The sequence below is a fragment of the Corynebacterium sp. Marseille-P8863 genome, assembly GCF_946902955.1.
In the GTDB taxonomy this organism is placed as follows: Bacteria; Actinomycetota; Actinomycetes; order Mycobacteriales; family Mycobacteriaceae; genus Corynebacterium; species Corynebacterium gottingense.
Map to the genome: position 1 here is coordinate 134,359 of NZ_CAMPQC010000005.1, position 25,405 is coordinate 159,763.

Below are 25,405 nucleotides of genomic sequence, written 5' to 3' on the forward strand. Positions count from 1 at the left end.
GCAGAGGGCGTCGATAAGCACTTGCGGTGACGAAGAGGGTAGTCTGTGTGCTCATGGGCACATCTATGAAAGCTAACCTCGGTGCAGAAGTCTTTGGCACCGTCTGCGTCGCAATGGTCACGCCGTTCGATTCCAACGGAGAACTTGACTGCGATGCAGGCCGAAAGTTGGCAGCCCACCTTGTAGATCATGGAATCGACTCGCTTGTCCTCGCAGGCACAACCGGCGAATCCCCGACCACCACGGTGGAGGAAAAGCTGGCCCTGCTCAAGGCGGTCAAGGAAGAGGTGGGTGACTCCGCAACGCTGATTGCGGGAGCCGGCACAAACAACACGAAAACCTCGATCGCGCTGGCGCAGGCCTCGCGCGATGCCGGGGCGGACGCACTGCTGGTAGTCACCCCGTACTACTCCAAGCCCTCCCAAGCAGGCGTAAAGGCCCACTTCACCGCCGTGGCCAAAGCGACCGACCTGCCGATCTGCCTGTACGACATTCCCGGCCGCTCCGGAATCCCCATTGCTGGGGAGACCATTGCTGAGCTGGCTGAACTCGAGACAGTGCAGGCGGTAAAGGACGCGAAAGGCAACTTCTTTGAGGCCGCCCCGCTCATTCAGAGCACAGGCCTGGCCTGGTACTCCGGGGACGACCCGCTCAACCTGCCCTGGCTGTCCGTTGGCGCGACCGGAATGATCTCCGTCGTGGCGCACGCGGCTCCGCAGGCAATGCGTGACATGGTGACAAGCTTCGAGGAAGGCGACCTCGCCCGCGCGCGGGAAATCAACGCCAACACCCTGACCGTGCTTGCTCGACAGCAAGCAGCGCTCGGCGGTGCAACATTTGCAAAGGCAGCCCTGCGACTGCAGGGCATCAACGTAGGGGCGCCGCGCCTGCCGGTGGTTGATGCAACCCCGGCGCAGCTTGAGGCGCTCCGTGAAGATATGGAAAAGGCTGGAGTTCTCTAAGTATGAACGAACCCCGTAATCGCTCCCGCAAGGTGACCCGCAAGGCGGGCCCGCCGGAGCCTGCTGAGCAGCAGCCCGCGTTCAAGGCGCCGTCCCAGCAGACCCCCAACAACGAGTCCCACGGCGACGGTCACAACGACGCCGACCACGGAAGCGGCAACGGCAAGAACGGCGGTGGTCGCGACGGTGGCCACGCCAAGAACGGCGGCAATGGCAACGGCAATGGCAACCAGGGCAACGGCCGTGGCGGCAACGGCCGCGGCAGGCGCCGTCGCGGCCGTGGTGGCGGCGGTGGCGGTGGCCGCCGCAACCCGGTGAAGTCCATGCAGGGCGCAGACCTGACGAAGCGCCTGCCCGCCCCGCCGAAGCCGGCGAAGGACACGCTGCGCATCTACGCGCTTGGCGGCATTTCTGAGATCGGCCGCAACATGACGGTCTTTGAGTACAACGGCAAGCTGCTCATCGTGGACTGTGGCGTGCTCTTCCCCAATTCCGGCGAGCCGGGTGTGGACCTGGTCCTGCCGGACTTCGGCCCCATCGAAAACAAGCTGGACAAGGTCGAGGGTCTCGTGGTCACGCACGGGCACGAGGACCACATCGGCGCCATCCCGTGGCTGCTCAAGCTGCGCCCGGACATCCCGATCTACTCCTCGCGCTTTACCAACGCGCTCATCGCCGCGAAGACGAAGGAGCACCGCCAGCGCCCGAAGCTGCACGAGGTGAACAAGGACTCCGAGGTGACCCTCGGCCAGTTCCGCCTGCGTTTCTGGCACGTCGGCCACTCCATCCCGGAGTGCCTGGGCGTGTCCATCAAGACCGGCGCCGGCCACGTCGTCATGACCGGCGACGTCAAGGTGGATCAGACCCCGTACGACGGCAAGCCCACCGACATCCCCGCGCTGTCGAGGCTTGGCGACGAAGGCGTGGACCTCTTCCTCTGTGACTCCACCAACGCAACGATCCCGGGTATCTCCGCTTCGGAGGCCGGCATTGAGGACACCCTGACCCGCCTCGTTGCACAGGCGAAGCAGCGCGTGGTCATCGCGTCCTTCGCGTCCAACGTGTCGCGCGTGCAGATGGCGGTCAATGCCGCTGTGGCGAACAACCGCAAGGTCGCGTTTAACGGCCGCTCCATGCTGCGCAACATGGAGATCGCGGAGAAGATGAGCCTGCTCAAGGCCCCGAAGGGGACCATCATCCCGATCGAAGAGGCCGCCAAGATGGCGCCGCACAAGACGGTGCTCATCACCACCGGCACGCAGGGCGAACCGATGGCTGCGCTGTCGCGCATGTCGCGCCGCGAGCACCGCCAGATCACGGTCCGCGACGGAGACACGATCATCCTGTCTTCCTCTCTGATCCCGGGCAACGAGGAAGCCGTCTTTGCCGTGATCAACAACCTTGCGCAGATTGGCGCGAAGGTGATCACCAACAGCGAGGCGCACGTCCACGCGTCCGGTCACGGCTACGCCGGTGAGCTCCTGCAGCTCTACAATGCGGCGCGTCCGAAGAACGCGATGCCGGTACACGGCGAGTGGCGCCACATGCGCGCAAACAAGGAGCTCGCGATCTCCACCGGTGTCCGCCCGGAGCACACCGCGCTGGCGCAGAACGGCGTGGTGGTGGACATGCACGCTGGCAAGATCAAGGTGGTCGGCCAGTACCAGGTCGGTCAGCTCTACGTTGACGGCGAGACCATGGGCGACGTCGACCCGGACGTGCTGGCAGACCGCAGCTCGCTCGCATCCGGCGGCGTTGTGTCCATCACCTGCGTGATCGATGACCGCACCGGTCAGCTGCTGGAGGCCCCGCGCGTGTCCACCACCGGTTTCTCCGACGACGACCGCGACTTCAATAAGAAGCTCGTCGAGCGCGTCGAGGGCGTGATGGGCGACCTCGCTGCAGAGGGCGAGAACGACCCGTACCGCATGGTGCAGCAGCTGCGTCGCAAGGTCTCCCGCGCGATTGAGCAGAAGTACAAGCGCGAGCCGGTCATTCTGCCGACCGTTGTGCCGATGGCCGCAGATAACCTGCCGGTTGAGGACGACGACATCGAGCTCACCCGCGAATCGCTGTAGCCGCAATTCGCTTAGCGACGCCAACCCCCTCGGCCTACAAGTTCGGACCGAGGGGGTTGCGGCGTTCCTGACAGGTGTGTATAAAAATGGTCTATGACGACCTTCACAAAGACCACCGCCGCAATGATCGCCGCCACAATTCTGCTCGCGCCCGCTGCCCACGCCGATGACGCTGACGTCGACACGGACTGGACCGGCGGACACCCGCTGCCCGAGGGCACCGAGGTGCCGCACGAGCCGGGGTATGGCTCGGCCTGGAGGATGTACGACGTGATCAAGTTCGGAGACCCGAATTTCCGCAACAGCGAGGTCCGGGGAGTGCGCGTCATCGGTGACTTTGATGCGGACCAGATGCTGTGCTCCATGAACTTCAAAGGTGGTGTGGGTACCTGCTACGTCGACGGCCAGCAGGTGACCGACTTGGGCTGGGCCACGGGCGGCAAACTCGTTACCGCTGACGCCAAGATCGCACCGTTTACTCCCATCATTCAGACGTTCGCCAGCCTCGAGCACCGGCTCTCTAGTTCTGCGAGCTAAAAGAACGCTAGGGTGGGCACCATGTCTTTAGCTTCTCGTGAACGTGAAAACCTTGGCGCCCTCCTTTTGCAGTTGGGTCCCGACGCCCCGACGCTGCTCGATGGCTGGACCACCCGCGACCTTGCTGCGCACCTGTACGTGCGTGAGCACCGCCTTCCGTGGGGGCTTGGCAACTTCTTCTCGCCGTTGGCCAAGAGGCTGGGCAAGGAGATGGACAAGGCTCGGAACCGTCCGTACGAGGACAACATTCAGGATTGGCTCGCCGGTCCGAGCAAATTCGCCGCGCCCCTTTTTGCGCCGCTGAACACGGGCGAAAACTTTGTCCACCACGAGGACGTCCGCCGCGCGCAGGGCACCGATGTGCAACCGAGGGAGCTCAGCGCCGCCGCGCAGGAGCGCCTGCTCAAGTCCGCGACCAGCTACGGCAAGGTGACGCTGCGCAAGGCGCCGGTCCCGGTGATTCTCACGCCGGAGCACCTGCCGCCCGTCACGCTGGGCGACAAGTCCGGTGTCTCGGACCAGGGCGATCGTGTCGTCCGCGTCTTCGGTGACCCGAGCGAGCTACTGCTGTGGGTCGTCGGCCGTGCCGCAGTGGCAAAGGTGCGGGTGGACAACGAGGAACTGCTCGAGGGCTACGAGATGTCCGTCGGATAGTCGGTTTCTTAAGGGGCCAATGGGGGAGTGGCTCCCCTCGATGTGGCGAGGTTTTTCCGCGCCACCCCGAGTTGCCTATGGGAAGTATGTGACTCGAGGTATTAGAGTGACAGCCATGTCTGTCAAAAATTCCGCACCACGCTCAACGCGTCCCCGCTCGAGCGGGTCGTCGACGCGGCGCAATGGCCCCGTGTCGCTGACGCACCCGCCGACATCATCAATGGTGGCCGCGGAAACTGCCGACGAGCGCGTCGGCTCGGCCACCAGCGTGGTCGGTCGCTCCATCGGCGCGGCAGCAAGCTCTGCGGCGCGCGGGGTGAGGGGCGTGTTCGGGGGCCTGTCCCGTCGCGTCAGCGGTGGCCGTGATGGCCGCGGAAGTCGCAGTGGTCGCTACGCCACCGACGAAGAACTCGACGACAGCTTTGACCCGTTTGATGATGAAGAGGAGCACGTGCAACAACGCACCCGTACGAGGAGCGCAAAGCGATCCGCCCGCCGCGGCGACGACCATAACGACTACGCCGACCACAACGACTACGACGATTATGACGATCGCGGTGAGCAGGCCGAACTCGGAGACGACGGCAAGGGGCTTCCGCGGCGCGGTCGCGACAGCATTGCTGAGCACGCGGATGCGTGGGGGCTACTCCTTATCGGCCTTGCTGCGGTCATCGGTGCATCGGTGTGGTTGGACATCGCCGGTCCGATTGGCGAGCTCATCGCCACAGTAACCCACTGGGTAATCGGCGCTGGCGCGCTCATCCTGCCGGTCCTCCTCGTCGGGATCGCCATCGCGTTGATGCTCAATGTGCGCACGCCGCGGGATGTCCGAAACCGGGTCTCGCTGGGCCTGGGCATTATCGCGGTTGCCATGCTCGGACTCGTCCACGTCTTCGCCGGCAACCCCGCTGACTGGGAGACGCGCCGCATCGCCGGCGGCGTCATCGGCGCATACACGGGCGGTCTCCTGGCCAAGGGCTTCTCCTCGTACGTTGCGATCCCGCTCCTCGCACTCGTGATCGTGTACGGCGCGCTGAAAACCACCGGTATTACCGTGCGCCAGGCGTACGACTACGTCGTCGCGCGCATTTCCGAGCTTTTCGACGCCACCAGAAACCCAAGCGATGACGACGTTGACGATGAGGACGCTGACGGCTTGGACGACGATTTGTACGGCCACGTCGAACGGGACCTGGACGACATCGCCGAAGGACGCGAGCGCCGCTACAACCGTCGGCCCGCGCAGCGACGGGAACGCCCCGCCCGATCTGACCGCGCTGACCGGTCCGACCGCGAGGAGGCGCGCCGAGAGCGTCTGCGCCGAACCCGCCCGCGCCGCCGCACGCCGATGGACAACTACCCGACGGACGAGCAGCACTCCGATCCGACCGAGGCGTTCGACCGACAGCGGGTGGACGACTTCGGCGAACCGGTCGCGGAGGCCTTCGACGCTCCTGCCGAGCCCGAGGTGCACGACGATCCTTCCCCGGCGTCTTCGAAGCGCGGCACCACCCGCGCACGCAAACACAGTGACGACGGGGAGACCAAGGTCCTGAAGCGCACCGCGGAAGCCGCGGGCGGCGTTGCGGGCGCTGCAGCCGGGGCCGCAGGCGCGGCGAAGGCTGCAGGGGCCGCAGGTTCCACTGCGGCGGCGGGCGCTGCTGCTGGCGCGGGCGCTTCCGCGGCGGGTGCCGCCGCTGAGGCAGCCGGTGACGCAGTGAGCAACTCCCGCGAAGCCGTGCGCAAGGCGATCGTCGCTCGCTCCGGTGTCGACGCGTCCGCAGTTCCGGCCTCGACCCCGAAGTCCGAGGTGGAGGCCGCGAGCGTCGACCCGGCGCAGCAGCGCGCGCGCAAGATTCAGCGCAACTCGGACTACGCGCTGCCATCGACGGACTTGCTTATCCAGGGCAGCGCTCCGAAGACGCGGACCGAGGCGAATGACCGCATGATCGAGGCGATTACGGACGTCTTCGAGGAGTTCAAGGTCAACGCCCAGGTCACCGGATTTTCGCGCGGCCCGACGGTGACGCGCTACGAGGTCGAGCTCGGCCCAGGCGTGAAAGTCTCCAAGATCACCAACCTGCAGTCCAACCTGGCGTACGCGGTAGCGACGGACAACGTACGCCTGCTGACCCCGATCCCGGGCAAGTCCGCCGTGGGCATCGAAGTACCGAACCGCGACCGCGAGATGGTCCGACTGCGCGACGTGCTCGACGCGCCGAAGGTGGCCACCGACGAGGACCCGATGCTTATCGGCCTGGGCAAGGACATCGAGGGCGACTTCATCGCGTCCTCGGTGCAGAAGATGCCGCACCTGCTGGTGGCCGGCTCGACCGGTTCCGGTAAGTCCGCCTTCGTCAACTCGATGCTGGTGTCGCTGCTCACCCGCGCGACCCCGGAGGACGTCCGCCTGATCCTCGTGGATCCCAAGATGGTCGAGCTGACTCCGTACGAGGGCATCCCGCACCTGATCACCCCGATCATTACGCAGCCGAAGAAGGCCGCGGCGGCGCTCCAGTGGCTGGTCGAGGAGATGGAGCAGCGCTACCTGGACATGAAGCAGGCGCGCGTGCGCCACATCAAGGACTTCAACCGGAAGGTCCGCAGCGGCGACATCCAGGCACCGCCCGGCTCGGAGCGCGAGATGCGCCCGTACCCGTTCATCGTGTGCGTGGTCGACGAGCTCGCCGACCTGATGATGACCGCGCCCAAGGAGATCGAGGAGTCGATCGTGCGCATCACGCAGAAGGCGCGTGCAGCCGGCATCCACCTGGTGCTCGCGACGCAGCGCCCCTCCGTGGACGTCGTCACCGGTCTGATCAAGACCAACGTGCCTTCGCGCCTCGCGTTCGCCACCTCCTCGTTGACTGACTCACGCGTCATCCTGGACCAGGGCGGCGCCGAGAAGCTCATCGGTATGGGCGACGGCCTGTTTATCCCGCAGGGTGCCGGCAAGCCGCAACGCATGCAGGGCGCCTTCGTCACCGACGAGGAAATTCAGGCAGTGGTCGACGCCGCGAAGTCCCAGGACGAGCCCGACTACGTCGAGGGTGTCACCGAGGAGAAGCAGGCAGAGAAGAAGGTCATCGACGACGACATTGGAAAGGACCTCGACGACCTGCTCGAGGCCGTCGAGCTGGTTGTCACCTCCCAGCTCGGCTCGACGTCGATGCTGCAGCGCAAGCTGCGCATCGGCTTTGCCAAGGCGGGCCGCCTCATGGACCTCATGGAGTCCCGCGGCGTCGTTGGCCCGTCCGAGGGCTCGAAGGCCCGCGAAGTGTTGGTCAAGCCCGAGGAGCTGGAGACCATCATTTGGATGATCAAGGGCGCGGACCCCGCGGAGGCACCCAAGGAGCAGTCGCTTGACGACGACGCGCCGTCGCCAAGCGACGCCCCAGACGCATCGGGCGACGACACCCGCACGGTGGAGGCGACCTACAACCCGACTGGCGGCGCGTTCTAGATGTCACACCGTAGCTCAAGGAGATTCTCGATCGTCCTTTTCGAGGAGTTCGAGCTCCTCGACGTGGCCGGGCCGTTGGAGATTCTGTCCAAGGTTGAAGGGTGGGACACCGAGCTACTCTCACCAGATGGGAGACCGGTGGGCGCGTCCCAGGGCGTGCGATTCGAGGTCGATGGCTCCTACGCGCAGAAAAGCGGCGACGTGCTCTTTATCCCCGGAGGGCTCGGGACGCGAACGCTTGCCCGTGACGAAGAATTTCTTCGAAGTCTCACCTCGATGGCGAACGGCGCGAGTGTCCTCATGTCGGTGTGTACGGGCTCGGCCTTGCTCGCCGCAGCGGGACTCCTTGAGGGATATAAGGCAACCAGTAACAAGCGGGCATTTACATGGGCCACTGGCTTCGGGCACGAAATCGACTGGCGCAAATCTGCCCGGTGGGTGCATGACCGCGACCGATGGACGTCTTCTGGAGTGTCGGCCGGGACGGATATGGCGGCGGCATTCGTCGCAGCCGAGTGTGGAGTGGATGTGGCGCGCGAGGTTGCTTCCGCTATCGAGCTCCGCCTGAACCTTGACGCTGACGAGGACCCGTTCGCTGTGTAGCCGTGACTCGCGCGGCGCACAGGGTGGTGTATTGTTGGACGAGCTTGGAGGGGAGTACCCCGTAAGCGCCTGGACCGTCAACACGGAAGCGTCGGTAAGCGATTGCCCCGGTCTGGGCCGCCCCGCGCTGGGTGGGGGAGACCTCCGGTCATCTTTGTTCGAACTCTGACCGGAGGATATGTCTATGCATGTGCCCCTGTATATCTGGCTCATCACCTCAGCGGTGATTCTCGGCTTCTTCGTCTTTGACTTCGTCTCGCATGTGCGAAATGCGCACGAGCCCACGATGAAAGAGTCCGGAGGTTGGGCCGCCTTCTACATGACGATGGCCGCAATCTTTGGCGGCATCGTTTGGTGGCTCTGGGACGCCGAGCACGGCGTGCAGTTCTTCACGGGCTACATCACCGAGCTTTCACTGTCGGTGGATAACCTGTTCGTGTTCGCCTTGATTATGGGCGCGTTTAAAATCCCTCGGGCGTACCAGCAAAAGGTGCTGCTGATCGGCATCGTCATGGCGCTGGTCTTCCGCCTCCTGTTCATCCTGCTGGGCGCGGTGATCATCGAGGCCTGGTCGGATGTGTTCTACCTGTTCGCAGCTTTCCTGATTTATACGGCGATCAAACTCGTCTACGACGAGGCGACAGACCAGCCCGACGAAGACCCGAATGACATGTTGGTGGTGAAGACGCTGCGTAAGGTCATTCCGGTGACCAAGTCGTATCACGGCGACCGACTCGTGTCGAAGACTGAGGCGGGGAAGAAGGCAGTGACCCCACTGTTTGTGGCGCTGCTGTCCATCGGTTTTATCGACGTGATGTTCGCGTTCGACTCCATTCCGGCTATCTTCGGTATCACTCAGGAGTCGTTCCTGGTCTTCACCGCGAACGCCTTCGCGCTGCTGGGCCTGCGTCAGCTGTACTTCTTGCTCAATGGCCTGCTGGACAAGCTCGTGTACCTGCCGTACGGGCTCGCGATCATCCTGGGCTTCATCGGTGCAAAGCTGCTCCTGCATGCACTGCACGAGAACAACTTGCCGTTCATTAACGGGGGCGAGGGCCTCTCAGTACCGGAGGTTGGCACCGTCACCTCGCTGGTGGTGATTGTGGGCGTGCTCGTGGTCACTGCGGTGGCTTCAATCCTCAAGGATCGGGCCGACGTGAAGGCCGGCAAGGTGGATCCGAACGAGATGAGCTACCACATCGACTATGACGACCATGGCAACCGCCGCAAGGTGGACAAGCACGGTCACCACGTCGAGTGGGTCGATGATCCGGCTACCTCCGGCAAGGGAGATCACACTGCCACGGGTTCGCGGGAGACGGATCACCTGCACGTCGCCCGCGGCGGTAAGAAGTAGGGACGAGGGGCGTCCCGGGCGGAAACGCCGGCTTACTTCTCGGCGAAGATATTGCTCACCGGGTTCCACTCGTGGACCTCGCGGGACGCGAGCGCGGACTTCTCGGTGTAGGGGTCCGCGTCCATAATTTCCTCGGCGTCCGCGACCGTGGCGGTGTCCGGCAGCTGCAGGATGATGAGTGTCTGCTCGCCGCCCGCGTACGGGCCGGAGCCGACGATCCGCCCCAGCGACAGCTGGCTGGCGATGAATTCGCGGTGGGCGGGGCGGGTGGCGTCGACAAGCGCCGTGTCCTCGCCGTAGGTATAGGTAAACGCAAAATACTTCATGGGTGGCAGTCTAGGCCACGGCGAATGGGTAGGTAGGCTGGTTTTTGTGAAGACTCAGTCCAATTGGAATCTGCCGAACGCTCTGACGTCGCTGCGAATTCTGTTTATCCCCGTGTTCGCGTGGCTTGTGCTCACGCAACATTGGTGGTGGGCCTTTTGCCTGTTCGTGGCGCTCATGATCACGGACAAGCTCGACGGTGACATCGCCCGCGCGCGCAATATTGTCACCGACTTTGGCAAGATCGCGGACCCGATCGCGGACAAGGCGCTGATGATCACTGCGCTGGTGACGCTCAACATCGCGAGCTCCTTGCCCGTCTGGATCACGGTGGTCATCATCGTCCGCGAGCTTGGCATCACGTTCTGGCGCATGTGGATGCTGCGCAAGGGCCACGTCGTTCCAGCTTCCAAGGGCGGCAAGCTCAAGACGGTGCTGCAGACCGTCGGCGTGGGCATGTACCTGTGCCCGCTGCCCGGATGGATGGACATCCCGACGCTTACGGTCATGCTCATCGCCGTCGTGGTTACCGTGGTCACGGGCGTGCAGTACCTCGTGGACGCGCGAAAGGCCAACAATGGAGCGTGAGCTCGTCGCATTGCTTATCGACGCCCCCGCCACCCTCGCCTTCTGTGAATCCCTCACCGCAGGCCTCGCGGCCGCGACCGTGGCGCAGGTGCCGGGCGCTTCCGCAGTGTTGCGGGGCGGCCTGGTCACCTACGCGACGGACCTGAAGGAGTCGCTGGCTGGGGTACCGCACGCGGTGCTGGAAGCGAACGGCCCCGTTAGCCCCGTTACGGCGCGCGCCATGGCCGAAGGCGCGCGCCGAGTCTGTGGTTCGGACTACGGCGTCGCGCTGACTGGCGTTGCCGGACCCGACCCGCAGGACGGGCACCCGGTTGGCGAGGTGTGGGTCGGCATCGCGGGTCCGCGACGGAGCTTCGCCCTGGCCGCGGGTGGCACCGAGCCGCTTCGCGGTTCACGCCAGGAAATCCGCGAGGCGGCAGTGGGCGCGGCGCTGTCGGCCCTGTACAACGAAGTCCGGGAACAAACACAAGGGGAGGACCGTTAGTACTCGTGATGGCAACTACAACTCTCGTACATGAATCACCGATGATCCGGCCCGCCGTGCTCGACGGCGCGGCTGGGCGCTCCCTCGCCCCGGAGGTGCAGGAGCGCGAGCCGCTGCTGCGCGAGGCCCTCGGCATGTCGCTGCGCGCCTACCGCGCCGATAAGGGCGTGACGCTGCGCGAGCTGGCAAAGCAGGCGCGTGTGTCCTCTGGCTACCTCTCGGAGCTGGAGCGCGGCCGCAAGGAAGTCTCTTCTGAGTTGCTCGCGGCCATCTGCACCGCGCTGGACACGTCGGTGGCGGAGCTGCTGATGGAGGTTGTGGCGAACATGTCGCTGCACTCCATTCAGGAGGAATTGGCAACAACTTCACCGGCCGCAGCGGAAGCATAACTCGGCCCAGCACACTAGAGTGTTGGATTATTAGTGTGACTGACAGGTAACGAAAGGTTCTTGAAGTATTATGGCTAACCCGTTTGCGAAGTTCTGGAACTACCTCATGGCGCTCTTTGACAACAAGATCGAGGAGAACGCCGATCCGAAGGTGCAGATCGAGCAGGCCATCGGTGAGGCACAGCGCCAGCACCAGGCGCTGTCGCAGCAGGCTGCGGCGGTGATTGGTAACCAGCGCCAGATCGAGATGCAGCTGAACCGCCGCCTGGAAGAGGTGGAGAAGCTGCAGGCGAACACCAAGCAGGCACTGCAGCTGGCGGACAAGGCCCGCGAGGGTGGAGACACCCAGAAGGCCCAGGAGTACGAGAATGCGGCCGAGGCCTTCGCCGCGCAGCTGGTCACCGCGGAGCAGAGCATCGAGGAAACGAAGCAGCTGCACGACCAGGCGCTGCAGCAGGCCACCCAGGCCAAGCAGGCGGTTGAGCGCAACGCTGCGCACCTGCAACAGCAGGTGGCAGAGCGCTCCAAGCTGCTCAGCCAGCTGGAGCAGGCGAAGATGCAGGAGAAGGTCTCGGAGACCATGCAGTCCATGAACTCCATCACCGCCTCCGGACCGAACCTGGATCAGGTGCGCGACAAGATCGAGCGCCGCTACGCAAAGGCACTCGGCTCCGCCGAGCTGGCAGAGAACTCCGTCCAGGGCCGTATGGCCGAGGTCGAGCGCGCCGGCATCCAGATGGCGGGTCACGGCCGCCTCGAGCAGATCCGCGCGGAGATGTCCGGCGAACTGTCTTCCGGCTCCAAGCCTGCCATCGAGCAGAACGCGCAGGGCGCAGCCGGCAACGCGCAGGGTGCAGCCGGTAACGGCGCGAACGTCAGCGACGACGCTGTCGCGCAGCGCATGCGTGAGCTTCGCGGCGAGAGCTAAGGGGGCGCCGGCGCGAGAGCGTGGCGCAAACGTCCCCATTGATGGCCCGGGCGCGGTTAATCTACCGCGCCGCGGGCCATCAGTGCTTCTCCGATCATGCGCGCTCGCAAGACGGCACGAATCACCAGAGGAATGCCAAACGCGGTGACGGAGAGCCCGAGCCCACGCGCCTTGCGCGCTTCCAGGACCTCATTGGCTGTAGCCAGCATGAGCGGGACGAGCCTGATCGTCAACGCGATGGCGAGGCTGATTGTGTTTACGGGGACTCCGAAGCGCTGGAGTGGCGCAAGGTTGCGATCAAGCGCGTCTAAAAGCGCCTCCACCGTGGTGGTGAGCGTGAGTAGATTCGCTGCGGCGATTGTGGACAAGAGCCCGAAGAACGTGGCGGCAGCTGAGGCGAGACCGTTTTGCCACCAGAGAAACGCGGAGAGGAACGCCAACAGGGGGAGCACTGGCAGCGCCTGCTCCGCTGCAATGCGCGGCGGGATGGCCGCCACGGCGTAGAGGGCGACCACAAGCCCGAGCGCGGCGAGTGCGTGCCACGGGCGCGTGGGGAGCAAGGTGACGGCGATGATGAAGACCAGCAGCGCGACGAACTTCGCCGTCGGATGCGCGCGGTGCAGCACCGAGTCGCCGGGGACGTAGACGCCGAGGGGGAGCGTACGGATCACGATGTCTGCTCCATGAGCTCGGTGTAGAAAGCGATCGCTTCGTCGGGGTTCCCGTCGTACGCCAGCTCGCCGTCATTGATGCAGATGACTCGGTCGAAGCCGCGCAGCATGTCCAGGTCGTGGGTGACGACGATCAGCTGCTGGTCCAGCGCGTCGAGCTCCCTGATGATGCGGCGTCGGTTCCGCAGGTCCAGGAGGGTCGTTGGCTCGTCGGCGATGATCGTCTCCGGGCGGATTACCAAGACCGATGCCAGTGCGAGAAGCTGCTTTTCGCCGCCGGAGAGTGTGTGCGGGGACGCCTCAGCCTTGTCGCTCAGCCCGAATCGCTCGAGTGCTGCGTCGACGCGGTCGCGCACTTCCTGCCGGGGAAGTTTGAAGCGGCGAAGGGAAAATGCGACGTCGTCGCGCACACGAGGCATGACGATCTGCGACTCCGCGTCGGAGAACACAAAGCCGACGCGTTTGCGAATGGCTTTGCCGTCGGTGGAGGGCGACATGGCGTCGAAAAGCACCTGCCCCTCGGACGGCGTGATAAGGCCGTTGATGAGGCGGACGGTAGTGGATTTGCCGGATCCGTTGGAGCCAATGATGCCGATGCGGCGTTCCGTGAGCGTGAGGTTGAGGGGCGCGAGCACTGTGCGGCCGTCGTAGGAGACGGCGGCGCCGCGGAATTCGATGGTGGGCATTAGCGGCGGCGCATGTCGGGGAATGCGGCGTGGACGGCGAGCGCGATGATGACCATGACGGCGATCTTCGCGGCATCGGCGGGCAGGAAGGGGACCTGGGCGAGCCATGCGGCACCGAAGGAAAGGTCGGCGCGGAGCATGAGTCCGAAGACGCCGAAGAGGTACTGCAGGGCGAGCCCGAGGTAGCCGGCGACGAGGAAGAGGATGACTCGTCCGGCTTTGGATGAGCGGAGCGCGGAGTAGGCGATCGCCCCGGCGACGGCCGCGGAGATAATGTAACCGACGAGGTATCCCGCCGTGGGGGATCCGAGGGCGTAGAGGGTGGTGCGACCACCCGCGAGGACCGGGAACGCGAGCCCGATGAGCAGGATGAGGACGACGGAGGCGGTGCCGCGGCGAGCGCCGAGGACCAGGCCGGTGAGGATTGCGACGGCGTTTTGCAGGACGATCGGCACGCCTGCGGTGCCGACGGGAATGGAGACAAAACCGAGGATCCAGAAGATGGCCGCGAAGACGGCGATGTAGGCAATGTCGACGGCGGTGATACCGGGCTTGGACCCCGCAGTGGCTGCCGGGGTGGTGTGTGTACTCATGGGTGAAACCTTAGTGAACGCTGTTCAACTCGTGCGATGCGGGGAGGGAGCGGTGCGCGTGTAGGTTAGACGGCATGCGTTTGACGGAATTTCGGCAGTTGGTGGAAGACGAATTCGGCTCGGATCGCGCCGGTTGGATTATCCAGTCCCAGGTGCTTTCCGTGGAGGGCGAAACGGCTGCAGAGATGATCGAAAGCGGGGTCGATCCGAAGGTGGCGTGGGAGCGACTGTGTGACTCCTTTGACGTGCCGCAGGAGCGCCGCCTGGGCGTAGACCGGCCTGGGAAGTAGCGCGCGGCCCTTTGTCTGCGGCGCGCTGTGTAGGGGTGGACCCACTTGTGTGTCGCGACGTGTACTCGAACACCTATGCGTGTATAGTCGTTGCGTGTCCGCGCCCTGCCGTAGAGTGCCAATCAGCGCCACAGGAGAAAAAGATTGGTGGCAGAGGGAACCGCACCCCTATGGTCGTGCGTCTAATAGATAAAGGGCGGCCATGGTGCCGCGTGCGAACCTACGAAAGACATAAAGGAGAACAACATGGCTGCGAAGAAGAAGGCTGCCGCGAATAGCGGCAACGAACGTCAAAACGCGCTCGATGCGGCGATGGCTCGGATTGAGAAGGACTTTGGCAAGGGCGCGATTATGCGTCTTGGAGACGATAACCGTCCGCCAATCCAGTCCATTTCTTCGGGCAATACTGCGATTGACGTCGCCCTCGGCATCGGAGGCTGGCCCCGCGGCCGTGTCGTAGAGATCTACGGGCCAGAATCTTCCGGTAAGACGACGGTGGCGCTGCACGCAATCGCGTCCGCCCAGCGCGCCGGCGGTATTGCCGCGTTCATTGATGCGGAGCACGCACTTGACCCGGAGTACGCGCGCAAGCTCGGTGTGGACACCGATAACCTGCTGGTTTCCCAACCGGATACCGGTGAGCAGGCCCTGGAGATTGCGGACATGCTGGTGCGCTCCGGCGCCATCGACATCATCGTGATTGACTCCGTCGCGGCGCTGACGCCGAAGGCGGAAATCGAGGGCGAGATGGGCGACTCCCACGTCGGCCTCCAGGCCCGCCTGATGTCGCAGGCGCTGCGCAAAATGACCGGTGCGCTGTACAACTCCGGCACCACCGCGATCTTTATTAACCAGCTGCGCGAGAAGATCGGTGTGATGTTCGGCTCGCCGGAGACTACCACCGGCGGTAAGGCGCTGAAGTTCTACGCCTCCGTGCGTTGTGACGTGCGTCGAATCCAGACCCTGAAGGACGGCCAGGATTCCATTGGTAACCGCACCAAGATGAAGATTGTGAAGAACAAGGTCTCGCCGCCGTTCAAGATCGCCGAGTTCGACATCATGTACGGCGAGGGCATCTCCCGCGAGTCCTCCATCATTGACCTCGGCGTGGACAACGGCATCGTCAAGAAGTCCGGCTCCTGGTTTACCTATGAGGGCGACCAGCTCGGCCAGGGCAAGGAGAAGGCTCGCAACTTCCTCAAGGACAACCCGGACCTGGCCAACGAGATCGAGGACAAGATCTTCCAGGCCCTCGGCGTCGGCGCGTACGCCAAGTCCAACAACAGCGAGGGCGATGAGCTTAGCGACGATCCCGTGGACATGGTCCCCAACGTCGACTTCGACGACGACGAAGTCGGCGACGGCACCCCGGCCGGTGCGTCCGCCGCTGACGCGAAGTAGTGGCGGGCCCACGCGATCGGGGGCCGACCCAGCCTGACCCGGAAAAGCTTGAGCGGCTCAAGGAGGCCGTCGAGGCCTACGAACGCGGCGAGGGGAGCAACCAGCTCTTCGACCGCACTCGGGAGGAGGCCCTGGCCCCAGTGCGAAAGCGGGCGCTGGGGCTGCTCGACCAGCGGGCGCGCTCCCGCGACGAGCTGCGCTCCCGCCTCCTGCGCGCGGAGTTCGAGCCACAGCTCGTTGAGGACGTTCTTGATGAATTCGAGGGGTCCGGGCTGCTCAACGACGCGGCGTTCGCCCACGAGTGGGTGCGGCAGCGCGCGAAACGGCGCGGGAAGTCATCGCGGTTCCTGGACAGGGAGTTGCAGCAAAAGGGCGTGGCTCAGGCCGATCGTGCCGAGGCCCTAGCGCAGCTCAGTGAAGCAGACGAGGAGGCCACCGCGCGTGCGGTGGCAGAGAAGAAGGCCCGCCAGGTGAGGCACCGCCCCGACGAGCGGGCCGAGTACGACAAGGTGTTGCGACGCATCGTCGGCGCGATGGCGCGCCGTGGCTTCCCCGAGGGGATGGCGCTGCGCCTGGGCCGCGAGGTGCTTGAGCAGCGTCTCGCGGAGCTCGAGGGGGAGTAGGTGGCGTGGGGCGTGGCGTCGAGAGGCGATGCCCCGCGCCTACTGGTCAGGGTTGGCAATCTTGGTGTAGTTGGGGTTGTGCCAGTCCACGTTGACGTTGTCTTTGGTTTCCAGGCCCTGGTTGTGCTGCTCGGGAACTTTGGCAAAGGGGTTGCGGCGCGCGCGACCTGCGCGAAGCTGGTGCTCAACGCGTGACGCCAAGCGGGTGAGCAGGAAGTTGATGGCGATCATGATGATTGCCACGACGATGAGCGCAGGGATGTAGTTCTTGTTCGCGGACGCGACCTGGGTGCCCGAACGGACAACTTCGATGTAGCCGATCTGGTAGCCCAGTGCCGAGTCCTTCAGTGCAATGACCATCTGAGAGATGAGCGCCGGCAGCATTGCGGCGACGGACTGGGGGAGCAGGATCTGCCACATGGTCTGCCAGTGCGACATGCCCAGGGCCTGCGCTGCCTCCGACTGCCCGCGCGGGAGCGACTTGATGCCGGCGCGGAGGATCTCGGCGATGACGGCGCCGTTGTAGAGCGTCAGCGCGATGACGACGGCCCAGAACGCGAGCCCTTTCGGAGGAACGATCTTGAATACCGCGAAGAGCTGGTACAGGAAGATCATGAGCATGAGCACTGGGATGGCGCGGAAGAACTCGATGATCACGCCGCACAACCAGCGCACCACCTTGGTTTGGGCGAGTCGGCCGAGGCCGAAGATCACGCCGAAGACGATGGCGAAGACGATGGAGAGCGCGGCTGCCTTCAGTGTGCCGAGGAGTCCAGGCAGGATGTAGGTGGTCCAGGTGTTGGCCTGGACAAAGGGGGTCCACTTTGCGGCCTCGAGCTGGCCGTTGCTGGCGAGCGTGCTCATCACCCACCACGCGGCCGCAGCGAGGACGGCGATGGTGACGGCGGTGTAGATGTAGTTGCGTTTGACGGCGTTGGGGCCGGGGGCGTCGTAAAGAACTGTTGCGCGTACGGACATTAGCGCTTCACCGCCAATCGGTCAGAAAGCCAGCCGAGGGCGAGGCCCATCGGCAGGGTGAGGATGAGGAACCCGGCGGCGAAGACGCCGAAGACGACGAAGAGCTCGTTGGCATGGAACTCGATCGTGGACTTCATCAGCAGCGATGCCTCGGCGACACCGATGACTGACGCGATGGTCGTATTCTTGGTCAGCGCGATCAGCGTGTTGCCCAGTGGCACGATCGCCGCGCGGACGGCCTGCGGGAAAATAATGAGCGAGAATATTTGCCCGAAGCTCAAGCCCAATGAGCGGGCAGCTTCGGCCTGGCCGAAGTGGACGGTGTTGATGCCGCTTCGGAGCGACTCGGCGACGAAACAGCTGGTGTACAGGATGAAGCCGAGCACCGCCAGGCGGAAGTTCTGGTCCGCGATGAACGTCGAGGAGTCCCTGCTGGCCAGTTCAAGCCCGAGGTTTTGGAACAGACCGAACGAGCAGAAGAGCACAACCAGGGTGAGTGGGGTGTTTCGCACCGTTTCGATGTAGGTGGTGGCGAGCCCGCGCAGCACACCGACCGGCGAGACGCGCATTGCCGTCAGCAGCGTGCCCAAGAGCATCGCGCCGATGGCCGAATAGACAGTGAGCCGGATTGTGGTGAAAAATGCGGGCCAAAGCTTTGGCAGCAGGTCGGCCCATAGGGCGTCCATAGTTGACTCCTCGGTGCAGTGCGGTGAATAGATTGGGGGCTGGCGCGGGGCGCGCAGGCGCGTGGGGAGCGCCTACTGCTCCAGGAAGGACAGGTCGCCCGGCTTGTCCTGCTCGACACCTACGCCGCCCTCGAGGTTTTCGTCGACGAACGTGTCAAAGGAGCCGTCCTCGTACATTGCCTTGAGCGCGGTATTGATGGCGTCGACGGTTTCGGTGTCGTCCTTGGTCACGCCGATGCCGTAGTGCTCGTTGGTAAAGTGCTCGCCGTCCTTTTCCAGCTCCACGACCTTGAAGTCACCCGGGGACTGGGCCGCGTAGCCGCCCAAAATAGTGTTGTCTGTGGTCAGCGCGTCGACGTTGCCGTTGCGCAGAGCCTCGACGCACGAAGAGTAAGTGTCGTACTCCTGGAGCTGCACGCCGGGGAGCGCGTCCTTGACCTTCTGCGCCGGGGTGGAGCCGGTGACGGAGCACAGGATGCGGCCGTCCAGGTCATCCAGGCCGTTGATGTCATTACCCTCGCTGCGCACGAGCAGGCCCTGGTGGGTGAGCAGGTAGGGGCCGCCGAAGCTCACGGCCTCTGCACGAGAGGAGTTGATGGAGTAGGTTGCGCCAATGGCGGCGACCTCGCCGTTTTGGATCAGGGTTTCGCGCTGCGCTGATGGGGTTTCGCGCCAGGTGATCTCGGGATGCTCCCAGCCGTTCGCATCGGCGATGGAATTGACCACGTAGGTCATGATTTCCACGTCCAGGCCGGTCATAGAGCCGTCTGCCTCGCGCAGGCCGAGGCCCGGCTGGTCATACTTGGTGCCCAGGGTGACGTTGCCCGCCTCAATTTGGGCGAGTAGGCCGTCGCCGCTCGCGCTCGAGGCGCCGCCGCACGCGACGAGCATGGTGGCGGTGAGTGCTGCGATGGACGTGGTTGCCAGGGCGCGGAAGATGCGGTTCATGAGTGGTCTCCTTTGGGATTGGGATGAGGGGGAGGGAAGGGCGTAGGGGTTAGTGCGGGAGGATCTTGGCCAGGAAGTCCTTGGCACGATCCGACTGCGGGTTGGTAAAGAAGGATTCTGGGTCGGAGTCCTCCACAATCTCGCCGTCAGCCATGAAGAGGATCCGGTCCGCCACTTTGCGGGCGAAGCCCATTTCGTGTGTGACTACGACCATGGTCATGCCGGATGCAGCGAGTTCGCTCATGACGTCCAGGACTTCTCCCACCATCTCGGGGTCGAGGGCGGACGTGGGTTCGTCGAAAAGCATGACCTTCGGGTCCATGGCCAGGGCACGCGCGATAGCGACGCGCTGCTGCTGACCGCCGGATAGCTGCGCCGGGTACTTGCCTGACTGGTTGCCAATGCCAACCCGGTCGAGCAACTCGTTCGCGCGGTTGACTGCGTCCGATTTGCTGTACTTGCGCACCTTGATAGGGCCGATCGTGACGTTGTCACGGATAGTCAGGTGCGGGAACAGGTTGAACTGTTGGAACACCATGCCCACGTCGGCGCGCAGCTTGGCAAGGTCTTTCCCTTCCTCAGGAAGGAGCTTGCCGTCGATGTGGATCGAGCCTTCCTCGATGGTTTCGAGGCGGTTGATCGTGCGACACAGGGTTGACTTGCCGGACCCGGATGGGCCAAGCACAACGACAACCTCGCCTCTGGGAACGGTGAGATTGATGTCAGTCAGGGCGTGGAAGTCACCGAAATACTTCTGCACGCCCTCCATGAGAATCATGGGTTCAGTAGCCTGTGTCATGCATATAACATTTAGCCGATCCAAGTGATCTGTGACATGGTTTTGTGAAACTTTGTGTAAACCTCCCCCAAACTGTGGGTAACTTGAGCGGCGCGGGCGGCGGAATTCCCGGTTATGCTGCGGGCGTTGGCGGCGATACACTGTGCAACCGTGACGCAGCAACAGAATCTTCAGGGGCAAGAAGTGACCAGCGGTGGAGCCGGTCGCACCTACGAGGTGCGCACCTTCGGCTGCCAGATGAACGTGCATGACTCGGAGCGGCTTTCCGGCATGCTTGAACGCGCCGGATACGTCGCCGCGGAGCAGGAGACCGAAGCCGACCTCGTGGTCTTTAACACGTGCGCGGTGCGCGAAAACGCGGACAAGCGCCTCTATGGCACGCTCGGCCAGTTGAAGAAGACCAAGGAAGCGCACCCCGGCATGCAGATCGCTGTCGGTGGCTGCCTGGCGCAAAAGGATCGGGACACGGTCCTGGAAAAGGCCCCCTGGGTCGATGCCGTGTTTGGCACTCACAACCTGTCGGCGCTGCCCGCGCTGCTGGACCGCGCTCGTGTGGAAGACGAGGCGCAGGTGGAGATCGTTGAGTCCCTCGAGGTCTTCCCGTCCGTGCTGCCCGCGAAGCGCGAGTCCTCCTACGCGGGCTGGGTGTCCGTGTCCGTCGGCTGCAACAACACGTGCACCTTCTGTATCGTGCCGAGCCTGCGCGGCAAGGAAGCGGACCGCCGACCCGGCGACATCCTGGCAGAGGTCCAGGCGCTGGTGGACCAGGGGGTGTCCGAAATTACGCTCCTGGGCCAGAACGTGAATGCGTACGGCGTGAACTTTGTTGATGAGGACCTGGAGCGTGACCGTTCCGCGTTTTCCAAGCTCCTGCGCGCCTGCGGCGACATTGAGGGGCTCGAGCGCGTGCGCTTCACCTCTCCGCACCCAGCCGAGTTCACCTCTGATGTCATCGACGCAATGGCGGAGACGCCGAACGTGTGCCCGCAGCTGCACATGCCTCTGCAGTCCGGCTCGGACAAGGTGCTCAAGGACATGCGCCGCTCCTACCGCACCAAGAAGTTCCTCGGAATTCTCGACGAGGTGCGTGAAAAGCTCCCGCACGCGGCGATCACCACCGACATCATCGTCGGCTTCCCCGGCGAGACCGAAGAGGACTTCCAGGGCACCCTCGACGTGGTGGAGCAGGCGCGCTTCAGCTCGGCGTTTACCTTCCAGTACTCGCCGCGGCCCGGGACCCCGGCCGCCGAGATGGAGGACCAGGTGCCGAAGGAGGTCGTGCAGGACCGGTTCGAGCGCCTCGTCGCCCTGCAGGAGCGTATTAGCGAGGAGGAGAACGCGAAGCTGGTGGGCACCGACCAGGAGCTGCTCGTCCAGGCCGACGGCGGCCGCAAGAACGACCGTACCCATCGCATGTCCGGCCGCGCCCGTGACGGCCGACTCGTGCACTTCACACCCGAGGGCAACATCGACGGCGAGATCCGCCCGGGAGACATCGTCCACGTGACCGTGACTGACTCCAAGCCCCACTTCCTCATCGCGGATTCGGGTGTGCGCTCGCACCGCCGCACCAAGGCGGGCGATAACTCGGCCGCAGGTGAGGTGCCCACCACGGCGCCGGTCGGGGTGGGCCTGGGCTTGCCGACGATCGGCCGCCCCGCCACTAACGCGGACCCCGCAACCGGCACCGCCGCAGCGGGCGGCGCGTGCGGCTGCAACTAGACTCACTGCCCGAACCACTTCCACGCACACTCATTGGAGGCCACCATGGCGCAGGCACCACACCCGGAGGACAATCGGCTCGCGGAGCAGAGCGCGGCCGCCCACACCTACAAGGGCGGCGATGCCAAGCAGGCCGCGCGCGCCGAGAAGGCGGCTGGCGCGACCATCCCGGTCAACGCGGGGTTCTGGGTGCTTGCCGGCTGCGTCGTGGTGTACCTCATTGCACTCTTCCTCCCGTTTGCGGGCGGGGTGAGCGGCTGGCAGTTCGTGGGGGTTACGGAGGCGTCGGCAAGCGTTCAGGCGAAGCTCACGGAGACCGTGTTCCTGTGGCTGTCGCTGGCCGGGCTGGGCGTGCTCACGACGGTGGCGCTGGCTACCCGCCGCTTCGTCTTCGCTGCGCCCGCGTGGATGCTCACGACGGTCGCACTGTTTGCGTCTGTGCTCGCGCTGTGGCTTCGCCGCACAAGCGATGCGTTTGACCAGGGATTTCACCACGGCCCGGGCAGCTACCTGGCCATCCTCGCGGTTGCAGTGGCCACGTTCGCCTTCATCCCGGTGATCACCCGCCGCGACGCAGCCCAGCGGGCGGCCGGTGAGCGCCGCGCGCTGCTCGACGACACCGACGACGTGGCCAAGGCCCAGCAGGAAGCCACCCGCCAGGCCCAGGGATACGCCGAGAACCCGCTGCTTATCGACGATCGCCGCGCCCGGGCCGCCGAACGCCACCGCCAGCACCCCTCGGACTAGGTGGACTGACCGGGGCCGACCCGCGCGGAGCGGAGAATCGGTACGGTGGAGGGCCAGACTTTACCTGCTCCCCACATGGAAGGACTTGTGTATGCGTTGGGTTGTTTCGATCGGCGGCGCCGTCGTCGGTGCCCTCTTCTTCGGGTGGCTGTTGCAGATGCTGGGCATCACCGGCATTCTCTACACCATTCTGGTGCTGGTCGGCTCGGCGGCAACGTCGTCCGCCGCGAACGCACTCTACCGGCCGCGCAGCTAATCCGTCTCCTCGAGCTTCTGCCAAGCTGTCGTGGCGGAGGCAGGCTCCGCGGAGAGCGCCCGCATGATGGATCCCGCAGCTGCGGAACCGGCGGGGTACGAGCAGTAAGCGGTCTCCAGGTCCTCCCACACATCCCGCGCGTGCTCGAGCGTGGCGCGAATGAGCCCCGCGCCGAGGCCGCGACCGCGATGCTCGGGCAGCACGTAGACGAGCCCAAGCTCACAGACCTTCGGGTCATCAGAAAGGTAGCGGACAACCTCGCACAGACCGGCGATCTCGCCCGCGACACGGACGATCCCGGTGAGCTGCAAACCGCCGCGGTCGGTCAGCCTGGCGCCCGCGTCAGTGATGCGCTGGAGGTCCCACTCGATGGTGTCCAGGCGCAGGTCGCCGCGCGGGTAGTCGCGTGAGGCTGCGGTAAGCAACCGGCCGAATTGCTGCGCCTCGCCCGGCGCGCCGGTGCGGTTCGTGCGGAAGCCGGGGCCCTCCACGACCTGGATGTCACCGGCCGGAGCGGGGAGTGCCGAGATGTGCTCGACCGGAAACGTCGCCTGATCCTCGCGGAACGCGGGCGCGTAGCCGAACTCCTCGGCGGTCGGAGGGGTAAATTCGCCCGGCGCGTGGGTCACCCAGATGTGTCTAGTGGGGCGCTCGAGTTGGGTCGACAGGGCGTCGACAAGCGAGAGTGCGGCACGCCAAGGTTCGTCCGGGACGGGTTCTCCTGGCAGGGGTGCGATCGCGGCGTCGAGGGTGATGTTTGCCTCGATGACGGTGAGGTCCTCGAGGAGCGGCAGGGAGACGAAGACCCACGCCTGGACGTGCTCGAGGTCGGCTGCGAACAACTCGGGGTATCCGAGGTCGGTGACGGGGCGCGGTGCGCGCGCATCCGTGAGCGCGAAGAGGTACGCAGTCGACTCAGCCGACGGCTCCAGGCGTTTCGCTATGTGTGACGCGGTGACGCCTGAGGTGGCCATGCCAGTGATGTCCTGGATGGCAAGGGTGGCGGAAAAGGCGTACGCCCCGACGACGGCGGCCGCCGCGTCGTGTGCCGCGTTGTCTGCGGCAGCGTGCGGAGTGTGGGCGTCGGGGCGGGGCGCGAAGAGTTGCGGGGCGAGCACTAGTTGTCGTTGACCGCCTTGGACGCCACGTCGGCGAACTCCTGCCATTGGGCGGCCTGCTCGCGCAGCTCTGTGGCCTTTTTCGCGTTGCCCTGTTGTTCTGCAGCCTCAGCCTGCTTGGTCAGGTCATCTGCCTTGACCTGGAACTGGTTTGCCTTGGCCTGCGCTGCCGGGTCGGTTTTGCGCCAGCGGGATTCCTCCGCATCTGCGACGCGCTGCTCAAGCGCGCTGATCTTGTCCTCGTACTCGCGGACCTTTCCGCGGGGGACGTAGCCAATCTCATCCCACTTGTCCTGCAGCTCGCGTAGCTTCGCCTTTGCGCCGCCGAGGCCCTTCGACGGGTCAATGAGCGGCTCGTACTCTGCGATCAGCGCGTCCTTGGCCTGCGCGTTCGCTGCAAACTCGCGGTCACGTTCGGCGTTGACGGCGTCGCGGGCGCCGAAGAACTTGTCTTGTGCCGCCCGGAACTTGGCCCACAGCTTGTCGTCGGCGTCGCGCGGGGCGCGTCCGGCCGCCTTCCACTCCTTCATGAGGTCGCGGTACGCGCGCGCGGTCTCGTTCCAATCGGTGGAGTCCTGCAGGGCCTCGGCGCGCACGACCAGTTCCTCCTTGGCGCGCTTGGCGGCGGCGCGGTTGCGGTCCAGCTCGGCGAAGTGGGAGCCGCGGCGACGGTTGAACGCGTCGCGGGCGCGCGAGTAGCGCTTCCACAGCTGGTCGTCCGTCTTGTGGTCGATGCCGCGAATGGTGCGCCACTCTTCGAGGATGGCGCGGATGCGATCGCCCGCGGCCTTCCACTCATTGGAGTTTTCGGCGAGCTCCTCCGCCTCCGCGGCGAGCGCTTCCTTCCTGGCGATGGCGTCGGCGCGGCGCTGCGCCTTCGCCTCTTGGGCCTGTTGGCCGGCGACGTCCGATGCCGCGATGACCGCGTCCAGGCGCGCGTCCAGGGCGTCCAGGTCGCCGATGACCGCCTGCTCGTCCAGCGTCGACTTCAGTGCCTCGGCCCGCTGGCGAAGCTGCGCGGCGTCGTCCGGGTGGGCTGCCAGGCGGGATTCGATCAGCTCGACCTCGGTGACCAGGTCGTCGAAGCGCTGGCCGTAGTGCGCCAGGCCTTCCTCCGGCGTCCCTGCCTGCCAGGAGCCGATCTGGCGCTCCGTGCCACCGCGCGTGACAAAGACCGCGCCGTGCTCATCGATGCGACCAAACTTGGAGGGGTCAGCGGTGGGCACCGCAGGCGTCTTCGGCGGGACGGGGGACGGGGTGGCAGCCTGCGGGTTTGCGGAACCAGGCACGGGACCGGGCTTGGGCGAGCGGTTCGGCATCGCGGCCGGTGATGGTTTCACGCCCGGCTTCGGAGCGGGGGTCGCCCCGGGCTTCGGAGCTGGCTTCGGTGTCTGGTCCGAGGTGGTCATTGCAGGTCCTTTCCCTACGTTCAAAGTGCCGCGCGACGCGGCTGCCAGTGCCACGCGGCGTCCGTTGTAGGGCGCTGCGTGGCGAGTGCTTCCTCAAACTTTACAGGGGTA

27 protein-coding genes are annotated in these 25,405 nt (G+C 65.0%); 17 read left to right on the forward strand and 10 right to left on the reverse strand.

Features of this window, described 5'->3' with window-relative positions:
- The first annotated feature begins 53 nt into the window (after positions 1 to 53).
- The 7 genes from dapA (at position 54) to OVO38_RS05545 (ending at position 9,654) form a co-directional block, all read left to right on the forward strand.
- Positions 54 to 962, forward strand: a complete 909-nt coding sequence (gene dapA / locus OVO38_RS05515) for a 4-hydroxy-tetrahydrodipicolinate synthase (RefSeq protein ID WP_095536845.1) — start codon at positions 54 to 56, stop codon at positions 960 to 962.
- Between the two features lie 2 nt (positions 963 to 964).
- Complete coding sequence (locus OVO38_RS05520; protein WP_323746824.1) at positions 965 to 3,040, forward strand: ribonuclease J; 2,076 nt, start codon at positions 965 to 967, stop codon at positions 3,038 to 3,040.
- Positions 3,041 to 3,133: 93 nt separating this feature from the next.
- Complete coding sequence (locus tag OVO38_RS05525) at positions 3,134 to 3,577, forward strand: hypothetical protein (RefSeq protein WP_095554283.1); 444 nt, start codon at positions 3,134 to 3,136, stop codon at positions 3,575 to 3,577.
- A 21-nt stretch (positions 3,578 to 3,598) separates the two neighbouring features.
- Positions 3,599 to 4,231 carry a TIGR03085 family metal-binding protein gene (locus OVO38_RS05530; RefSeq protein ID WP_095536844.1) on the forward strand — a complete coding sequence of 211 codons (633 nt, stop codon included), beginning with the start codon at positions 3,599 to 3,601 and terminating at the stop codon, positions 4,229 to 4,231.
- Between the two features lie 220 nt (positions 4,232 to 4,451).
- Positions 4,452 to 7,694, forward strand: coding sequence for a DNA translocase FtsK (locus OVO38_RS05535; protein ID WP_416358574.1), 3,243 nt, complete (start codon positions 4,452 to 4,454; stop codon positions 7,692 to 7,694).
- Complete coding sequence (locus OVO38_RS05540; RefSeq protein WP_267207951.1) at positions 7,695 to 8,297, forward strand: DJ-1/PfpI family protein; 603 nt, start codon at positions 7,695 to 7,697, stop codon at positions 8,295 to 8,297. It begins immediately after the preceding gene.
- A 184-nt stretch (positions 8,298 to 8,481) separates the two neighbouring features.
- Entirely contained in the window at positions 8,482 to 9,654 is a 1,173-nt protein-coding gene (locus OVO38_RS05545) for a TerC family protein (RefSeq protein ID WP_095554280.1), read from the forward strand.
- A 32-nt stretch (positions 9,655 to 9,686) separates the two neighbouring features.
- Here the strand turns inward: OVO38_RS05545 and OVO38_RS05550 are convergent, their stop codons facing one another.
- Positions 9,687 to 9,980, reverse strand: a complete 294-nt coding sequence (locus OVO38_RS05550) for a YciI family protein (protein WP_267207952.1) — start codon at positions 9,978 to 9,980, stop codon at positions 9,687 to 9,689.
- A 46-nt stretch (positions 9,981 to 10,026) separates the two neighbouring features.
- Here OVO38_RS05550 and pgsA point away from each other — a divergent pair, with 46 nt between their 5' ends.
- From pgsA to OVO38_RS05570, 4 genes are all read left to right on the forward strand, one after another.
- Positions 10,027 to 10,566, forward strand: coding sequence for a CDP-diacylglycerol--glycerol-3-phosphate 3-phosphatidyltransferase (gene pgsA, locus OVO38_RS05555; protein WP_267207953.1), 540 nt, complete (start codon positions 10,027 to 10,029; stop codon positions 10,564 to 10,566).
- Complete coding sequence (locus OVO38_RS05560; protein ID WP_267207954.1) at positions 10,556 to 11,050, forward strand: CinA family protein; 495 nt, start codon at positions 10,556 to 10,558, stop codon at positions 11,048 to 11,050. The genes pgsA and OVO38_RS05560 overlap by 11 nt, the downstream gene beginning before the upstream one ends.
- 8 nt (positions 11,051 to 11,058) lie before the next feature.
- The gene (locus OVO38_RS05565; protein WP_095547147.1) at positions 11,059 to 11,439 is read left to right on the forward strand and encodes a helix-turn-helix domain-containing protein; all 381 of its coding nucleotides are present in this window, start codon (positions 11,059 to 11,061) and stop codon (positions 11,437 to 11,439) included.
- Between the two features lie 70 nt (positions 11,440 to 11,509).
- Positions 11,510 to 12,367, forward strand: coding sequence for a PspA/IM30 family protein (locus tag OVO38_RS05570; RefSeq protein ID WP_267207955.1), 858 nt, complete (start codon positions 11,510 to 11,512; stop codon positions 12,365 to 12,367).
- A 56-nt stretch (positions 12,368 to 12,423) separates the two neighbouring features.
- Here OVO38_RS05570 and OVO38_RS05575 read toward each other — a convergent pair whose 3' ends face one another.
- From OVO38_RS05575 to OVO38_RS05585, 3 genes are read right to left on the reverse strand one after another with little or no spacing between them, the layout of a single operon-like run.
- The gene (locus tag OVO38_RS05575) at positions 12,424 to 13,035 is read right to left on the reverse strand and encodes an energy-coupling factor transporter transmembrane component T family protein (RefSeq protein ID WP_186439377.1); all 612 of its coding nucleotides are present in this window, start codon (positions 13,033 to 13,035) and stop codon (positions 12,424 to 12,426) included.
- Positions 13,035 to 13,724 carry an energy-coupling factor ABC transporter ATP-binding protein gene (locus tag OVO38_RS05580; protein ID WP_267207956.1) on the reverse strand — a complete coding sequence of 230 codons (690 nt, stop codon included), beginning with the start codon at positions 13,722 to 13,724 and terminating at the stop codon, positions 13,035 to 13,037. Before OVO38_RS05580 ends, OVO38_RS05575 begins: the two co-directional genes overlap by 1 nt.
- Positions 13,724 to 14,317 carry a biotin transporter BioY gene (locus OVO38_RS05585; protein WP_267207957.1) on the reverse strand — a complete coding sequence of 198 codons (594 nt, stop codon included), beginning with the start codon at positions 14,315 to 14,317 and terminating at the stop codon, positions 13,724 to 13,726. Before OVO38_RS05585 ends, OVO38_RS05580 begins: the two co-directional genes overlap by 1 nt.
- A gap of 74 nt (positions 14,318 to 14,391) precedes the next feature.
- On the opposite strand from OVO38_RS05585, the gene OVO38_RS05590 reads away from it, so the two are divergent.
- The 3 genes from OVO38_RS05590 (at position 14,392) to recX (ending at position 16,631) form a co-directional block, all read left to right on the forward strand.
- The gene (locus OVO38_RS05590; protein ID WP_095545843.1) at positions 14,392 to 14,607 is read left to right on the forward strand and encodes a DUF3046 domain-containing protein; all 216 of its coding nucleotides are present in this window, start codon (positions 14,392 to 14,394) and stop codon (positions 14,605 to 14,607) included.
- Between the two features lie 246 nt (positions 14,608 to 14,853).
- Positions 14,854 to 16,008 (forward strand): recombinase RecA, encoded by a 1,155-nt coding sequence (gene recA, locus OVO38_RS05595; protein WP_144717189.1) that lies wholly within the window; start codon positions 14,854 to 14,856, stop codon positions 16,006 to 16,008.
- Entirely contained in the window at positions 16,008 to 16,631 is a 624-nt protein-coding gene (gene recX / locus OVO38_RS05600) for a recombination regulator RecX (protein WP_267207958.1), read from the forward strand. Before recA ends, recX begins: the two co-directional genes overlap by 1 nt.
- A gap of 39 nt (positions 16,632 to 16,670) precedes the next feature.
- Here the strand turns inward: recX and OVO38_RS05605 are convergent, their stop codons facing one another.
- The 4 genes from OVO38_RS05605 to gluA form a co-directional block, all read right to left on the reverse strand.
- Entirely contained in the window at positions 16,671 to 17,609 is a 939-nt protein-coding gene (locus OVO38_RS05605) for an amino acid ABC transporter permease (RefSeq protein WP_267207959.1), read from the reverse strand.
- Positions 17,609 to 18,295, reverse strand: a complete 687-nt coding sequence (gluC, locus tag OVO38_RS05610; RefSeq protein WP_144717191.1) for a glutamate ABC transporter permease GluC — start codon at positions 18,293 to 18,295, stop codon at positions 17,609 to 17,611. The genes OVO38_RS05605 and gluC overlap by 1 nt, the downstream gene beginning before the upstream one ends.
- Positions 18,296 to 18,367: 72 nt before the next feature.
- Positions 18,368 to 19,243 (reverse strand): glutamate ABC transporter substrate-binding protein, encoded by an 876-nt coding sequence (locus OVO38_RS05615; protein ID WP_267207960.1) that lies wholly within the window; start codon positions 19,241 to 19,243, stop codon positions 18,368 to 18,370.
- 49 nt (positions 19,244 to 19,292) lie between these two features.
- Positions 19,293 to 20,021 carry a glutamate ABC transporter ATP-binding protein GluA gene (gluA, locus tag OVO38_RS05620; protein ID WP_165765484.1) on the reverse strand — a complete coding sequence of 243 codons (729 nt, stop codon included), beginning with the start codon at positions 20,019 to 20,021 and terminating at the stop codon, positions 19,293 to 19,295.
- A 135-nt stretch (positions 20,022 to 20,156) separates the two neighbouring features.
- Here gluA and miaB point away from each other — a divergent pair, with 135 nt between their 5' ends.
- From miaB to OVO38_RS05635, 3 genes are all read left to right on the forward strand, one after another.
- On the forward strand, positions 20,157 to 21,764 hold the full coding sequence (gene miaB, locus OVO38_RS05625) for a tRNA (N6-isopentenyl adenosine(37)-C2)-methylthiotransferase MiaB (RefSeq protein ID WP_154878377.1): 1,608 nt from the start codon (positions 20,157 to 20,159) through the stop codon (positions 21,762 to 21,764).
- Between the two features lie 45 nt (positions 21,765 to 21,809).
- Positions 21,810 to 22,511, forward strand: a complete 702-nt coding sequence (locus tag OVO38_RS05630) for a hypothetical protein (RefSeq protein ID WP_243389120.1) — start codon at positions 21,810 to 21,812, stop codon at positions 22,509 to 22,511.
- Positions 22,512 to 22,602: 91 nt separating this feature from the next.
- Entirely contained in the window at positions 22,603 to 22,767 is a 165-nt protein-coding gene (locus OVO38_RS05635; protein WP_095277275.1) for a glycerol dehydrogenase, read from the forward strand.
- Here the strand turns inward: OVO38_RS05635 and OVO38_RS05640 are convergent.
- Both OVO38_RS05640 and OVO38_RS05645 read right to left on the reverse strand, forming a co-directional pair.
- On the reverse strand, positions 22,764 to 23,885 hold the full coding sequence (locus tag OVO38_RS05640; RefSeq protein ID WP_267207961.1) for a GNAT family N-acetyltransferase: 1,122 nt from the start codon (positions 23,883 to 23,885) through the stop codon (positions 22,764 to 22,766). The genes OVO38_RS05635 and OVO38_RS05640 overlap by 4 nt on opposite strands.
- Entirely contained in the window at positions 23,885 to 25,294 is a 1,410-nt protein-coding gene (locus OVO38_RS05645; RefSeq protein ID WP_198947166.1) for a DUF349 domain-containing protein, read from the reverse strand. Before OVO38_RS05645 ends, OVO38_RS05640 begins: the two co-directional genes overlap by 1 nt.
- Positions 25,295 to 25,405 lie beyond the last annotated feature (111 nt).